The sequence below is a fragment of the Alkaliphilus crotonatoxidans genome, assembly GCF_054658015.1.
In genome coordinates, this window is the sequence record NZ_BAAHXS010000002.1 from 1 (window position 1) to 13,504 (window position 13,504).

13 protein-coding genes are annotated in these 13,504 nt (G+C 33.9%); 11 read left to right on the plus strand and 2 right to left on the minus strand.

Going from position 1 to position 13,504, the window contains the following annotated elements; translation table 11 throughout:
- The 5 genes from ACYQ1I_RS00995 to ACYQ1I_RS01015 all read left to right on the plus strand — a co-directional run.
- A partial coding sequence (locus ACYQ1I_RS00995) for a cation diffusion facilitator family transporter (RefSeq protein ID WP_459761715.1) occupies nt 1-524 on the plus strand: 524 nt, incomplete at its 5' end.
- A 171-nt stretch (nt 525-695) separates the two neighbouring features.
- Nucleotides 696-2,264 carry an IS1182 family transposase gene (locus tag ACYQ1I_RS01000; RefSeq protein WP_016205122.1) on the plus strand — a complete coding sequence of 523 codons (1,569 nt, stop codon included), beginning with the start codon at nt 696-698 and terminating at the stop codon, nt 2,262-2,264.
- 360 nt (nt 2,265-2,624) lie between these two features.
- Entirely contained in the window at nt 2,625-3,785 is a 1,161-nt protein-coding gene (locus ACYQ1I_RS01005) for an IS110 family RNA-guided transposase (RefSeq protein ID WP_459761716.1), read from the plus strand.
- A 143-nt stretch (nt 3,786-3,928) separates the two neighbouring features.
- Nucleotides 3,929-4,960, plus strand: a complete 1,032-nt coding sequence (locus tag ACYQ1I_RS01010; RefSeq protein ID WP_016205121.1) for a flavin-containing monooxygenase — start codon at nt 3,929-3,931, stop codon at nt 4,958-4,960.
- A 174-nt stretch (nt 4,961-5,134) separates the two neighbouring features.
- Nucleotides 5,135-5,434 (plus strand): ArsR/SmtB family transcription factor, encoded by a 300-nt coding sequence (locus ACYQ1I_RS01015; protein ID WP_016205120.1) that lies wholly within the window; start codon nt 5,135-5,137, stop codon nt 5,432-5,434.
- Nucleotides 5,435-5,510: 76 nt separating this feature from the next.
- On the opposite strand, the gene ltaS is transcribed toward ACYQ1I_RS01015, so the two are convergent.
- Nucleotides 5,511-7,457 carry a lipoteichoic acid synthase gene (gene ltaS, locus ACYQ1I_RS01020; protein ID WP_016205119.1) on the minus strand — a complete coding sequence of 649 codons (1,947 nt, stop codon included), beginning with the start codon at nt 7,455-7,457 and terminating at the stop codon, nt 5,511-5,513.
- Nucleotides 7,458-7,807: 350 nt separating this feature from the next.
- Here ltaS and qoxA point away from each other — a divergent pair, with 350 nt between their 5' ends.
- The 4 genes from qoxA to qoxD are packed head-to-tail and all read left to right on the plus strand — an operon-like array spanning nt 7,808 to nt 11,602.
- Nucleotides 7,808-8,722, plus strand: coding sequence for a cytochrome aa3 quinol oxidase subunit II (qoxA, locus tag ACYQ1I_RS01025; RefSeq protein ID WP_152112368.1), 915 nt, complete (start codon nt 7,808-7,810; stop codon nt 8,720-8,722).
- Nucleotides 8,723-8,772: 50 nt separating this feature from the next.
- Nucleotides 8,773-10,719, plus strand: coding sequence for a cytochrome aa3 quinol oxidase subunit I (gene qoxB, locus ACYQ1I_RS01030; protein ID WP_016205117.1), 1,947 nt, complete (start codon nt 8,773-8,775; stop codon nt 10,717-10,719).
- Nucleotides 10,719-11,315, plus strand: a complete 597-nt coding sequence (gene qoxC / locus ACYQ1I_RS01035; protein WP_016205116.1) for a cytochrome aa3 quinol oxidase subunit III — start codon at nt 10,719-10,721, stop codon at nt 11,313-11,315. The genes qoxB and qoxC overlap by 1 nt, the downstream gene beginning before the upstream one ends.
- Nucleotides 11,316-11,317: 2 nt before the next feature.
- Nucleotides 11,318-11,602 carry a cytochrome aa3 quinol oxidase subunit IV gene (gene qoxD, locus ACYQ1I_RS01040; RefSeq protein WP_016205115.1) on the plus strand — a complete coding sequence of 95 codons (285 nt, stop codon included), beginning with the start codon at nt 11,318-11,320 and terminating at the stop codon, nt 11,600-11,602.
- Nucleotides 11,603-11,756: 154 nt separating this feature from the next.
- Here qoxD and ACYQ1I_RS01045 read toward each other — a convergent pair whose 3' ends face one another.
- Entirely contained in the window at nt 11,757-12,056 is a 300-nt protein-coding gene (locus ACYQ1I_RS01045; RefSeq protein WP_016205114.1) for a hypothetical protein, read from the minus strand.
- 344 nt (nt 12,057-12,400) lie between these two features.
- On the opposite strand from ACYQ1I_RS01045, the gene ACYQ1I_RS01050 reads away from it, so the two are divergent.
- Nucleotides 12,401-12,745: an ArsR/SmtB family transcription factor gene (locus ACYQ1I_RS01050; protein WP_016205113.1), complete on the plus strand. Its 345-nt coding sequence runs from the start codon at nt 12,401-12,403 to the stop codon at nt 12,743-12,745.
- 198 nt (nt 12,746-12,943) lie between these two features.
- On the plus strand, nt 12,944-13,504 hold a 561-nt coding region (locus tag ACYQ1I_RS01055), incomplete at its 3' end, for a heavy-metal-associated domain-containing protein (RefSeq protein WP_459761717.1).

Sequence of the window (13,504 nt, forward strand, 5' to 3'; positions counted from 1 at the left end):
TTGGAGATACAGAAAACAATTTAAATATGCGTGGTGCCTTTTTACATGTTATTAGTGATATGCTTGGTTCAGTTGGTGCCATAATAGCTGCATTGCTTATCATGTTTTTTGGATGGGGTTGGGCAGATCCATTGGCAAGTGTATTAGTAGCTGCTCTTATTTTAAGAAGTGGTTACTATGTAACCAAAGATGCTATTCACGTTCTTATGGAAGGAACTCCTTCAAATGTAGACGTAGAGGACATTATTACCACAGTTAGTAAAACACCAGGAATACACTCTATTCACGACCTACACATATGGTCCATCACAAGTGGTTTGAATGCAATGTCTTGCCATGCTGTCGTTGATAAGCAATTAACTATCGCCGAAGGTGAAAATATTCTTCGGAAAATAGAACATGCACTTGAACACAAGGGGATTACTCATGTAACCATCCAAATGGAAACTTTAGCACATAACCATGAAAATTCAATCCTTTGTGAAGCAAAAGGTGAACCAGCCCATGATCATCATCATCATTAATTAGAAAAGAAGAGGCTGGGACATAACCCTCCTCTGAAATGAAAAAGCCTGTGAAATTTTACTCATAGTAAAATTTCACAGGCTTTGATTTACTTTTTTGAAGAAAAATAAGGATCACTTCTGATAAAATAAAGTCACCACAACAAAATCTAATCAGAAAGAAGGATCCTTATGTTTAAAGATTATACCATGAATCAAATCGTTTTACCTTTAGATTTAGAAGTAAAATTACAAAATAATGATATTGCCTTCCATGTCCATCATTTAGTGGAAAGTATCCCTCAAGAAGCGTTTGAACCATTTCTTCGAAATGAAGGTTGTCCTGCCTATCATCCACGCATGATGCTTAAAATTATTCTATGTGCCTACACTCAATCTGTCTTTTCAGGGCGTAAAATGGAGGCCCTATTAAAAGACAGTATCCGTATGATGTGGTTAGCTCAAGGGTATGAACCAAGCTATCGTACAATTAACCGATTTCGCGTTCAACCAGAAGTAAAAGATTTAATTCGTCAATGTTTCATCCAATTTCGCTGCCAATTGATCGAAGAAAAACTGATCGATCAAGAAGCGATATTTATCGATGGTACAAAGATTGAAGCGAATGCGAATAAATTTACGTTTGTCTGGAAGAAAGCGATTGAGAAATTTCATCAGAGTTTAATTGATAAGTCAAACCAGTTGTACAATGAGTTGCTTGAGAACGAAATCATACCCCAAATTGAACGGGAAAGTGATGAACAGCTATCATTTGGAGAGCTCACTCAAATGGTTCAAAAAGTAGACGAAGTAGTGACCGAATATGATAAACAAATTGAAGAATCTTCAGACGTTACTGAACGAAAAGCCTTACGAAGTGAACGAAAATACCCGAAACAAGTGCGTAAACAGTTGATTGATTTTGTCTTGAGAAAACGGAAGTACCAACAGGATTTTACAATCTTTGGACCACGTAATAGCTATTCTAAAACAGATCTAGATGCGACATTTATGCGAATGAAAGATGATTATATGAAAAACGGGCAATTGAAAGCTGGTTACAATGTACAAATCGCAACGGAAGGTCAATATGCGCTTGCTTATAGTTTATTTCCAAACCCAACAGATACACGTACGTTAATTCCATTTTTAGATGAGATAGAGCAACATTATTTCGAGTTACCGAAACATATTGTTGCAGATGCAGGTTATGGTAGTGAACAAAACTTTAGTGATATTCTCTCAAACAGAAACCGAGAAGCACTGATAACATATAACATGTTTTTGAAGGAACAAAAGAAAAAGTACAAACAAAATACATTTAATCCTGATAACTGGGTATATGATCAAGAAACCGATACATATACGTGCCCTAATCAGAAACGTTTAGAATTTCAATATCATTCTGTCCGAACCGACGCTACAGGTTTCCAAAGGAGTTTCAAAATCTACGAGTGCGAAGACTGTTCAGGATGCCCATTCCGTTCATCATGTACCAAGGCAAAAGAAGGAAACAATCGAAAACTAATGGTGAACAAAAAATGGGAACAGCAAAAAGAATATGTGAGAGCGAAGCTTTCAGAAGAGAAAACGAGTGCCATCTATCGAAAACGCAAAACCGATGTGGAACCAGTTTTTGGATTCTTGAAGGCTAATTTGCGTTTCACTCGATTTTCTGTACGAGGAAAATCGAAGGTGGAAAACGAAATGGGCCTCGCATTAATGGCAGTGAATTTAAGAAAATTCACTGCCATTAACTAAGATAATAGAAGAATTAACACGAAAAAAAAGAGAAAAGTGAATTTGAGTACCTCAAATTCACTTTTCTCTTTTTTAGAGGCTAGTTATGTCCCAGCCTTGTATATTAAGCACATGAGGTTCGCTACCTCTAGTGCTTTTTTTAGTATAGTTTTTTATACTAAAAGCAACGCTGTGGATTAGTAACTCAGCCTACAGTACTTTTTTTAGTAACTGGTTTTATAGAGACTCTAACCACAGCTCTTTGTTTATCTGTTAATTAGTTAGATAACGCTAGACGTTTGATTTCGTACAAGGATACAGAACAAGGAGTGCGTGGCTTGAAAGCACAGCGTAATATATTTTAGAAAGAAGGAATTATTCATGATTTATGTGGGGATTGATGTAGCTAAACAGAAACATCAGATAGCCATTCTTGATGATGGAGGGGAAATCTATCGCGACAACTTGGTCATACAGAATAATTATTTAGGATTTCAAAAACTCCATGAAATTCTTAGCCATATTCAAACAGAAACAGCGCAAGAATGCCAAGTAGCACTGGAAGATACAGGCCACTATTCTCTTCCTCTTCTACAATTTTTAAGAAAGAATAGGTATCTAACTTATTGTTATAATCCTATCTTAATCAAAGAATTTTCTAAGGTACATACCTTGAGAAAAACCAAAACCGATAAGATTGATGCTTTAATGATTGCCAAAAAGCTAATGGTGGATTGGGAAAAAAGAGAAAAAAAACAAAACCAAACTTCTATGGAGCTGAAAGAATTAACCCGGCACAGGCGAAGACTTGGAAAACATCAATCTTTTCTGAAAACCCAATATACACGGATATTAGAAAAAGGCTTTCCCGAGTTGGCGACATATGGGCAAGTGAGACATTCCGCTTATATGATAAACATATTAAAAAAATATCCAAGTCCAAAGAAAATAGCCGCAGCTCATTTAAAGACACTTTCTTCCCTTTTAGGTGCAAATAATAGCCAATTGTCAGCCTCAAAACTACAACAATTAGCAAGCGAAAGCATTGGATACCAATCTGAGGTGGCAGAATTAGAATTAATTCAGACGATCGAACAGCTATATTTGTATGAAAAACAAATAAAAAAAGTCGATAAACGTATTCAGGAAATAATGGATATACTCGATTCGCCAATCGTAACCATTCCCGGAATATCTTATCGACTCGGTAGTATTATCCTAGCAGAAATAGGAGATATACACAACTTTAAGACCCCTAGTCAGTTATTGGCTTTTGCGGGAATGGAGCCATCCATTTATGAATCTGGTGAAGGGAAAGGGAAGGGAAAGATGGTTAAACGCGGCTCTCCCTATTTGCGGTGGGCCATGTATCACGCCGCGCGATTGGTTGCCATCTATTCCCCAACATTTAAGAGATATTATAAAAAGAAGCAAGCAGAGGGAAAACATTATAATGTGGTGATTAGTCATATAGCTAAGAAACTAATAAGGGTTATCTTTCATATACTTCGAAAAGAAGAACCATATAAAGAAGCCATATAATAACCCCTATTTTTTAAACGAGGCCATTATAAGGCTTCTTTGTCATGCTTACATTTCTATCTTAAAAAACGATTAACTTTGTCTATTTACTGCTTGACTTTATATAGTTAGTCTCTTGTTATATATTAAGGGGGATAAATACAATGTTGGACACACTAGTTATTGGAGCGGGCCAGGCTGGTATTTCCATGGGTTATTATTTAAAAGAAACGGGTATGAATTTTCTTATTTTAGATAAAGGAAAAGAAATAGGGGAGAGTTGGAAGTCCAGATATGATTCCTTGATTTTATTTACTCCTAGAATATATAGTTCTCTACCTGGTTTTGCAATGGAAGGAGATAAGCATGGGTTCCCTACAAAAGATGAGGTAGCTTCTTATTTGAAACAATATGTTAAAAAGTTTGAACTACCTATTAAATTTCAAACAGTAGTAACAAGTATAACAAAACAAGAAGAGGAATTTGTAGTATGTACAAATAGAGATACGTACACGACACGTAATCTAGTTATTGCCACAGGTCCCTTTCAAACACCTATGATACCGTCATTCTCCAGTGATTTATCTAATGAGATTTATCAAGTGCATTCTTCTCAGTATAAAAATCCACAGCAGTTAAAGGATGGGAATGTCTTAGTTGTAGGCGGTGGAAATAGCGGTGCTCAAATAGCAGTTGAACTATCCGAAGAAAAAGAAACATACTTGGCACATAGTAATAAATTAGTATTCTTGCCATTAATTTTTAAACAAAAAAGCATTTTCTGGTGGTTTGATAAATTGGGAATTTTAAGTGCAAGTAAGAATTCTTTATTGGGAGGGTTCATCCAAAAAAAGGGTGATCCTATATTTGGATTCGAACTGAGAGATGCCATTAAACGAAATAAGGTGAAATTAAAAGAAAGAGTAATGGTTATAAATCGCGATAAAGTAATATTTAAAGATTTATCATCACTAGAAGTTAACAATATTATTTGGGCTACTGGTTTTACAAATTCATTACCTTGGCTGAACATAGATGATTTATACAATAAGGATGGAAAACTAATTCATCAACGAGGCGTTACCAATATTAAAGGTCTATATTTTATAGGTTTACCGTGGCAGCATAGACGTGGTTCTGCTTTACTTCAAGGAGTTGGATACGATGCAGAATATATAGTTGCAAAAATAAAATAGAAAAGTTGTTTAAGGGAAGAGGATGGACTTTACTTGTATAAGATAAAGTGGGTAGAGTCCTCAATAAAAAATAAATTAATTGACAAAGAAAATGTTTTTCAGATATCCTTTATATATGCATATCTGTTCATGTAAGAATATATTTATGTATAGGAAAAGAAGGTGGGGGAAGTGATGAGGAAAGAAGTTCTCTCTTTGTTATCGGATGAGAATATAAAAGGAGTTTCTCAACTATGCAAGGTGTTAACCAATCCAACAAGAATAAAAATCTTATCTTTAATTTACAAAAAGGACTTAACGGTTAACCAAATTTCCGATCGACTTAAAATGTCTAACTCAATGGTTTCTAACCAGATAAACTACTTGAAAAATATAAATTATATCGAGTGCAAAAAAGGTACAGAGAACTTTTATAGGCATGACGATGAGAAATTAATTGTTACCATTAATCGACTTTTAGAGCAATCTTGTTAAAAAGGTTGCTATTAAAATAAATAAAAAATATAAAGAAACCTGATAATCCCAGTGGACTATCAGGTTTCTTTATTAATTACTCATCGTTCTCAAATTTTTTATAAATGTATTGAGAAGGATCGATAGGGGTAAAGTTCTTAGGTGTATAAAATCTTAATAAATCACCATTAACCACTTGGTCTGAAAGGGATAGGATGTTAGCAACCTTTTTTTGAGTTTCAATGGCTTCTTCAATTTTATCAGCTTCTAATAACTCTCCTGTCTCCGAGTTATAAAAATTGTCATCAACTGAGGAAATGGTTGGGCTAACAAATTCACCGTTTCTAAAAGGTACAAGTTGATTATGTTCTTCTGACAGTAAGTCTGAACCAAATTGAATATACTCTTTTGTATCCATACCAAGAAGGTGTAGAAGAGTAGGCAATAAATCTATCTGACCCCCGTACTCTTCTTTAATTCCACCTTCTTGTCCAGGTACACGGATAAATAGTGGTACACGCTGCAAGCCAGCTGATTCAAATGGAGTTATTTTTTTCCCTATAACCTTTTCCATTGCTGAGTTATGGTTTTGGGAGATACCGTAATGATCCCCGTACATAATTATAATGGAATTATGGTATAGACCAGAATCCTTTAGGTAATCAAAGAAATTTTCAAGTGCTTCATCTGCATAGCGGGCAGTTTGAAAATAATCATCTACTGACTTATCACCTGTATTATTTGCTTGGATAGTAGTTTCTTCTTGATTTATGGAATAAGGATAGTGATTAGAAACAGATATAAATTTTGCGTAGAAAGGTTGTTTCAAAGAATTAAGCAATGGAATGGATTTATTAAAAAAGGGCTTGTCCATAATTCCATAATCAGTCATCTGTTCCTCGTTAATGCCACTATAATAGCTTTCATCAAAAAAGTTGTTATAACCTAATGATTTATACATCTCATTCCTGTTCCAAAAACTGCCTGCATTTCCGTGGAATACTGCTGAAGTATAGCCTTTCTGCCCTAGAATACCCGGTGCTGCTTGGTAGGTGTTCCCACTTTTCATGGTAAAGGCTGAACCACTAGGTAAGCCATATAGAGAATTTTCTACCATGAATTCTGCATCAGATGTTTTTCCTTGTGCAGTTTGATGGAAAAAATTTTTAAAATATAAAGTATTTTTTTCCTTCGTTAATGAGTTTAAAAATGGAGTAACTTCTTCTCCATTTAATTTGTAGTTAATAACAAAGTTTTGAATCGATTCTAAATGAAAGTAAATTACATTCATGCCTTTGCCAATACCATAATATTCTGGATTAGGTTTTGCATAATTTGATTTAGTATAATTTATTACTTCCGTCATTTCATCACTTGATGCCATGACCCTTTGGGCAGATGCTTTTGAACTCTGTATGCCATCATAAATAGTGTAGTTATATAACCCCAGATATTTTACAATGTAATTTCGATCGAATCCCCTTGTTAACAATTGTGGTCTGTCAACTTCAGCTAAAACGAGGTTTAAAATAGAAAAAATCATAGTAACTGTAAAAATACCTAGTTTAGTTCTTCTTCTAGGTTCTTTCATATCTATTTTAACTAACCGAAAGACTAGGAAAAGAATAAGAATTAATAAATCTAGAAAAAACAGAACATCATAAGGTTTTAATAATGATAATATACTACCACTTACATCTCCAAAATTTTGAGTTTGGGTTAATGTGGGCAAAGTAATAAAATCGTTGAAAAATCGGTAATAGAGAACATTTACAAAGAGTAACAAAGATAAAAATAGATACATGGAAATTAAGATTAAGTACTTCTTTTTAGCTTTAAATAACATTGAAATACCTAAAAAGAATAATGCTGAACCGAGTGGATTTAATAGTAATAAAAATTGCTGCATTAAGTTGGAAATTCCTAAGTCAAACTGAGTGAACTGGACCAGATACGTTTTTATCCAAAGAAAGAAAACTGATAAGAGATAGAAAAATAAAAAACTTATCTCTACTCTTGTTTCTTTTATAGAGGAGACCCTCATTTTTACACCACCTAATTTAAGAAATATTAATATTAAAAAATGTTTCAAGTAATTATAAGCTTTATCTAAACATGCTTACATGAACATATATAATTATAGAGTATAGAAACAAAAAATTATAGTAATAACCAAACTGTTATGGAATAAATTTCCTTCAATATTTTGTCACATTCCTATGATTTTTATTGTGTTAACATTATGAGAGTAGTGTAATCTAACTTAAAAGGTATAGTTAACACTAAAATGAATAATTGCGCATATGTTTTTATTTAAATATGCTTAAATGTTCATGTATGCATTATTCAGAAAGGAGAAATCAACTTTAATTTTACAAGGAAAGGAAAATAAATATGAAATTAAAAAAAATCTTATATTTTGCAACCTTACTTAGTCTTGTTGTTTTAACGGCATGTGAGCCCTTAATGGTTTTAGATCCAAAGGGACCGCAAGGTCGAATAACTGCAGATGTCATTAAAATTTCCATTTGGACAATGGCAATCGTAGTTATAGTAGTTTTGTCTTTATATTTTTATATGCTTTGGAAATATAAAGCTTCTAAACAATCCAAGGACTATGAACCACCTCATATCGAGGGAAGTATTAAATTAGAAATTATATGGACTGCTATTCCCATTCTGATAGTGGCATTCCTATCTTTTATAACCATTAAGTCAACCTATGAGGTAGAAAATGTACCTAAAGGATACAAGGAAGAGCCGTTAGTAATTTACGCTTCATCTTCCAACTGGAAGTGGCATTTTAGTTATCCAGAAGAAAATATAGAAACCGTTAATTATTTGTTCATTCCTACAGATCGCCCGATTCAGTTTAAGTTATATTCTTATGGCCCGATATCAAGCTTTTGGATACCGCAGCTAGGTGGGCAAAAGTACGCAATGGCAGATATGCTAAACACATTAAATTTAGCAGCCGATGTTCCTGGAGAATATATGGGACGTAACGCAAATTTTACTGGTGAAGGATTTGCTCAACAAACCTTTAATGTTCAAGCAATGTCAAAGGAAGAATATGAAAAGTGGATATCAGAAGTAAAGGATACTGCTGACACGCTAACAGAAGATAAATTTGAGGAGCTTTTAAATCCTGGACACTTAGGTCAGTTGACTTTCAATGGTACTCATTTAGGCTTTTCACCACCACCTCATGATATGAAAAAATCTACTAGCGAAGAGAAAAACGAAGACACAGAAAATACAAAAGATATGGACATGGAGGATATGGATATGGAAGGAATGGACCATTAATTATATATTCTTCAAATAAAATTATTTTTTCTTGAAAGGAGTACTATTACATGGATTTTTTTGATAGGTTTGCTGTTCCCAATCCTGGGCCAACAATCTATGCTTCAATGGTTGCTATAGTCCTTACCATGATAGGCATCCTAGTATTTATTACGTATACAAAGAAATGGGGATATCTATGGAGAGAGTGGCTTACAACTGTAGACCATAAAAGAATAGGGATTATGTATTTAATCTCCGCATTACTAATGCTCTTCCGTGGTGGAGCAGATGCCATTATGATGCGGGCACAAACAGCTGTTCCTGATAATAATTTATTGAATGCTCAGGAATATAATGAAGTATTTACTACACACGGTGTAGTTATGATTATATTTATGGCGATGGCTTTTATAATGGCACTTATGAACTTTGTTGTACCATTACAAATTGGCGCAAGAGATGTAGCCTTTCCTAGGCTCAATGCCGTTAGTTTCTGGTTATATTTCTTTGGAGCTATGTTATTTAACATATCTTTCGTTGTAGGGGGGTCTCCAGATGCAGGATGGTCTTCTTATTTTCCACTAGCGGGTACAGATTTTAGTAAGTCAGTAGGTACCAATTATTACATGATTGCTTTACAAATTTCTGGGATTGGTACATTGATAACAGGTATTAACTTTGTTACTACTATACTAAAAATGAGAGCTCCAGGAATGACTCTTATGAAAATGCCGATGTTTACTTGGTCAGCATTGATTACAAACTTAATTATTGTTTTTGCCTTTCCCATTTTAACAATAGCGTTAATTATGGGGACAATGGATAGACTTTTTGGTACTAACTTCTTCACAACCACTGATGGTGGGATGGATATGCTTTGGGCAAACCTATTCTGGGTTTGGGGACATCCTGAAGTATATATCCTCATATTACCAGCGTTCGGAATATACAGTGAAATAATACCAACATTCGCAAGAAGAAATCTATATGGTTATAAGTCAATGGTAATTTCCATAGTGGCTATATCTGTTCTGTCCTTTTTAGTTTGGGTTCATCACTTCTTCACTATGGGACAAGGCGCTTTGGTTAATAGTATTTTCTCTATCACAACTATGGCTATTGCTGTACCAACCGGTATCAAAATATTTAACTGGCTGTTTACGCTTAGAAAAGGGAAAATTGAATTTACAGTTCCTATGCTTTATTCTTTAGGATTTATTCCTATTTTCACAATTGGTGGGGTAACAGGAGTAATGCTTGGAATGGCCAGTGCTGACTATCAATACCACAATACCATGTTTTTAGTAGCTCACTTTCACTTAGTTATAATTCCTGGGGTTGTATTCGCAATGCTTGCTGGTCTTACTTATTGGTGGCCAAAGATGTTTGGATACATGCTAAACGAGAGAATTGGAAAATGGGCGTTCTGGTTTATTTCGATAAGTGTTTGTGTAGCCTTTTTCCCAATGTTCATATCAGGTTTAGATGGACAAGCTAGAAGAATGTACACTTACTCTGAGTCAACTGGTTTCGGTATCTGGAATATGATTTCCTTTATAGGAGCTCTAGGTCTTTTAGTAGGATTTGTTTTAATAGTTTACAATATTTTATACAGTTACAAAAATTCACCAAGAAATATTTCGTCAGATCCATGGGACGCTCGCTCGTTAGAGTGGGCAACTAAATCACCTGTACCAGAGTATAATTTTGCAATCACTCCGACAGTTGATTCAACCGAGGCCTTCTGGGATTCCAAGAAAAAGGGATACAAACTATTTAGAGGTAATATTGAAAAGATTCACATGCCAAATAATAGTGGCATGCCATTTATTTTTGGATTCCTATTTTTTATTTGGGGCTTTGCATTTGTATTCGCACTTTGGATACTTTTAATCCTAGCAACAGTAGCTATATTTATTTGTTTAGCATTGCGTTCCACTGAAAAAGACAATGGAAGGTATATCTCTAAGGAAACAGTAGAAAAAATTGAAGACTCGTTGGGAGGTCCAAAATAATGAAGATTGATAATTCATTGCCTCTTGAATATAGTACCCAACAAAATCGCTTAAACATTCTTGGTTTTTGGATATTCCTTGGTGCAGAAATAGCACTATTTGGAACGCTTTTTGCCTCGTATTTTACACTTGTAGATCGGACAGGAAGCGGGCCAACTGGTGCAGAAATATTTGAAATTACACCTGTTGTTATTGAGACAATATTGTTATTAGGAAGTAGTTTTACAATAGGATTAGCTATAAATGCGATGAGACTGAAGAAACAAAAAGCTATGCTTGCATTTTTTGCGGCAACTCTTGTACTTGGTTTAGCATTTTTAGGAGTGGAAATTTACGATTTTGTTGTCTACATTCATGAGGGAGCAACTTTACAAACTAGTGGCTTTACTGCAATCCTATTCACTCTTTTAGGAACGCATGGAGCTCACGTAGCGTTCGGTATTTTATGGGGTACATTAATCATACTACAAATAAAAAGAGATGGGATAAATGAAAGGACAGCCAATAAAGCATTTATTTTCTCTCTTTACTGGCACTTTATAGATGTTGTCTGGATATTCCTTTATAGTTTTGTATTCTTGAAAGGGATGATGTAAATATGAGTGAATTATTTCCTAAAAAACATGTTATGGGCTTTCTCTCTTCTTTAATACTTACCGCCATAGCATTGACTGTTTATTTTTTTGACCTTTCATTTGCTATGGGTTCTACCATACTGTTAATAACAGCTTTTATTCAGGCTTTGGTACAACTAGTAATTTTCATGCATGCAGGTGAATCAAAAGACAAAAAAGTCATATACACTAGTATATATTATGGTCTATTTATTGCGATTGTAACTGTTTTCGGAACACTGCTCGCTTTAATATGGGGATATTATTAAAAAAGAGTACTACTTTACTCTAACCCGTTCCATTTTATAAAATTTAACAACTTTTAGATCAATAATGATAAAAATACAAAAGGCATGGTTAATACCATGCCTTTTGTGTTTTAATTAAAAAATAATTATCTTTTACTTTATTGAACAAATATAATTATTGTTCATGTGTCCAAGTAACTGATTGACCAGTTTTAGGACATGATGGAAACTTGTCTCCTTGCTGTAGCACCACATGTTCGCCATCCGCATCTATATAATGTCCAGACTCCATAACAGTATCTCCTGTTTGATGAGTGTGACTAGCATGTGTCCAAGTTGTTTCCTTTCCTGTATTGGGGCAATTCGGAAAAGTATCTCCTTGAATTAGTTCCTGTTTTGCTCCGCCTGCATCTATATACTGGCCAGATTCTTTTACAGTTTCCCCTGAGTGATGATGATCAGTAAAGTGACTCATAATTCATACCTCCATTTTTAAAATTCACTACAGACGTTATTTTTTTCTGTTAGGTATTAAAATATACATTCAAAGATTTCATTTACCATGTAACTCTAGAGTTTTTGAGTTATAGTTTGAAAAATTTGGTACAATTTTTTTAATTTTTAATTTTTAATTTTGCTGTTAATTATATACTCCGCCTTTTTAATGTGAATATAATTTAGTTTTAATGTAATTATAATTGTTACTAAAGGGAGTTAATCTATACTATAGTTGGTTAATAACATTTAGAGCATCTAAAGAAGGGTGTTTGAAAAAATATGCTATAATAGTAAGAAATTATTACCAAGGAGTAAGAATTTATGGAACATTTAGGTGAAGATAAAGATTATAATGGTTCTACAACGGATTACTATAATAATAAATTAGATGAAGAAACTCTTTTTATCGTTTCTCAAACTTTCAAGGCTCTTTCTGAACCAACAAGGATTAAGATATTACATCTACTTTCAGATAAACCACACTCAGTAAACGAAATTGCTGAAAAGTTACAAATGCTGCAATCTACAGTTTCACATCAATTAAGTTTTTTGAAAAATCTTCGCCTTGTAAAATATAGAAGAGAAGGAACGACCATTATTTATTCATGTGATGATGAACATGTTATGAGTGTTTTAAATCAAATGATAGATCATGCCCAACATTAACAATTCCATAAAGGAATGTGTTATTCAATTTGAAGGATGGGGATTTTTCCTTCCCCATCTTCATCTAAGGATAAAATATAAATTGATATTGACACAAATGCAATTGTGTACATATAATTTATATATGATTATATGTATATCTGTTCATATATTTACAATTCGGAAATTGGGGTATATCTATATAGGAGGGGTACATCTATGGGAGAAGGAAAACATCAATTAAAAAGGGAATTTACCTTAGAAGGTTTAGATTGTGCAAATTGTGCCATGAAGATTGAGAGAGGTGTTTCTTCTATAAACGGGGTTAAAGAATGTAATGTTAATTTTGCAACCCAGACTATATCTTTGCAATACGATAAAGAGCAAGAGGTAGAGATATTAACGAAAGCAGAAAAAACAATTACTCGTCTAGAACCCCATGTTAAACTTTTAGAGAAACAAAAAAGGCAGAAGAAAAAAGCTCAATCACACTCAGGTGAACATACCCATGAACATGTCCATGATCATAATCATAATCATGATCACGACCACGGGCACTCACATGCTCATGGGCATACCCATGAACATGGAAGTAATGATCTAAAGAAAATGATTAGCAGGTTAATTATAGGAGGCATTATTTTTGGATTGGGTATCTTTGCTCCATTAAGCGGGACTTTAGAATTGGTAACATTCTTAATTGCTTATCTAATAGTGGGTGGAGATATTGTTCTTCGAGCTATAAAGAATATAACTAGAGGACAGGTGTTTGATGAACAC

What these genes read in the sequence shown, in the direction of transcription:
- ACYQ1I_RS01000 (WP_016205122.1), top strand. Translation starts at nt 696, where the DNA reads ATGTTTAAAGATTATACCATGAATCAAATCGTTTTACCTTTAGATTTA.
- ACYQ1I_RS01005 (WP_459761716.1), top strand. Translation starts at nt 2,625, where the DNA reads ATGATTTATGTGGGGATTGATGTAGCTAAACAGAAACATCAGATAGCC.
- ACYQ1I_RS01010 (WP_016205121.1), top strand. Translation starts at nt 3,929, where the DNA reads ATGTTGGACACACTAGTTATTGGAGCGGGCCAGGCTGGTATTTCCATG.
- ACYQ1I_RS01015 (WP_016205120.1), top strand. Translation starts at nt 5,135, where the DNA reads ATGAGGAAAGAAGTTCTCTCTTTGTTATCGGATGAGAATATAAAAGGA.
- ltaS (WP_016205119.1), bottom strand. Translation starts at nt 7,457, where the DNA reads ATGAGGGTCTCCTCTATAAAAGAAACAAGAGTAGAGATAAGTTTTTTA.
- qoxA (WP_152112368.1), top strand. Translation starts at nt 7,808, where the DNA reads ATGAAATTAAAAAAAATCTTATATTTTGCAACCTTACTTAGTCTTGTT.
- qoxB (WP_016205117.1), top strand. Translation starts at nt 8,773, where the DNA reads ATGGATTTTTTTGATAGGTTTGCTGTTCCCAATCCTGGGCCAACAATC.
- qoxC (WP_016205116.1), top strand. Translation starts at nt 10,719, where the DNA reads ATGAAGATTGATAATTCATTGCCTCTTGAATATAGTACCCAACAAAAT.
- qoxD (WP_016205115.1), top strand. Translation starts at nt 11,318, where the DNA reads ATGAGTGAATTATTTCCTAAAAAACATGTTATGGGCTTTCTCTCTTCT.
- ACYQ1I_RS01045 (WP_016205114.1), bottom strand. Translation starts at nt 12,056, where the DNA reads ATGAGTCACTTTACTGATCATCATCACTCAGGGGAAACTGTAAAAGAA.
- ACYQ1I_RS01050 (WP_016205113.1), top strand. Translation starts at nt 12,401, where the DNA reads ATGGAACATTTAGGTGAAGATAAAGATTATAATGGTTCTACAACGGAT.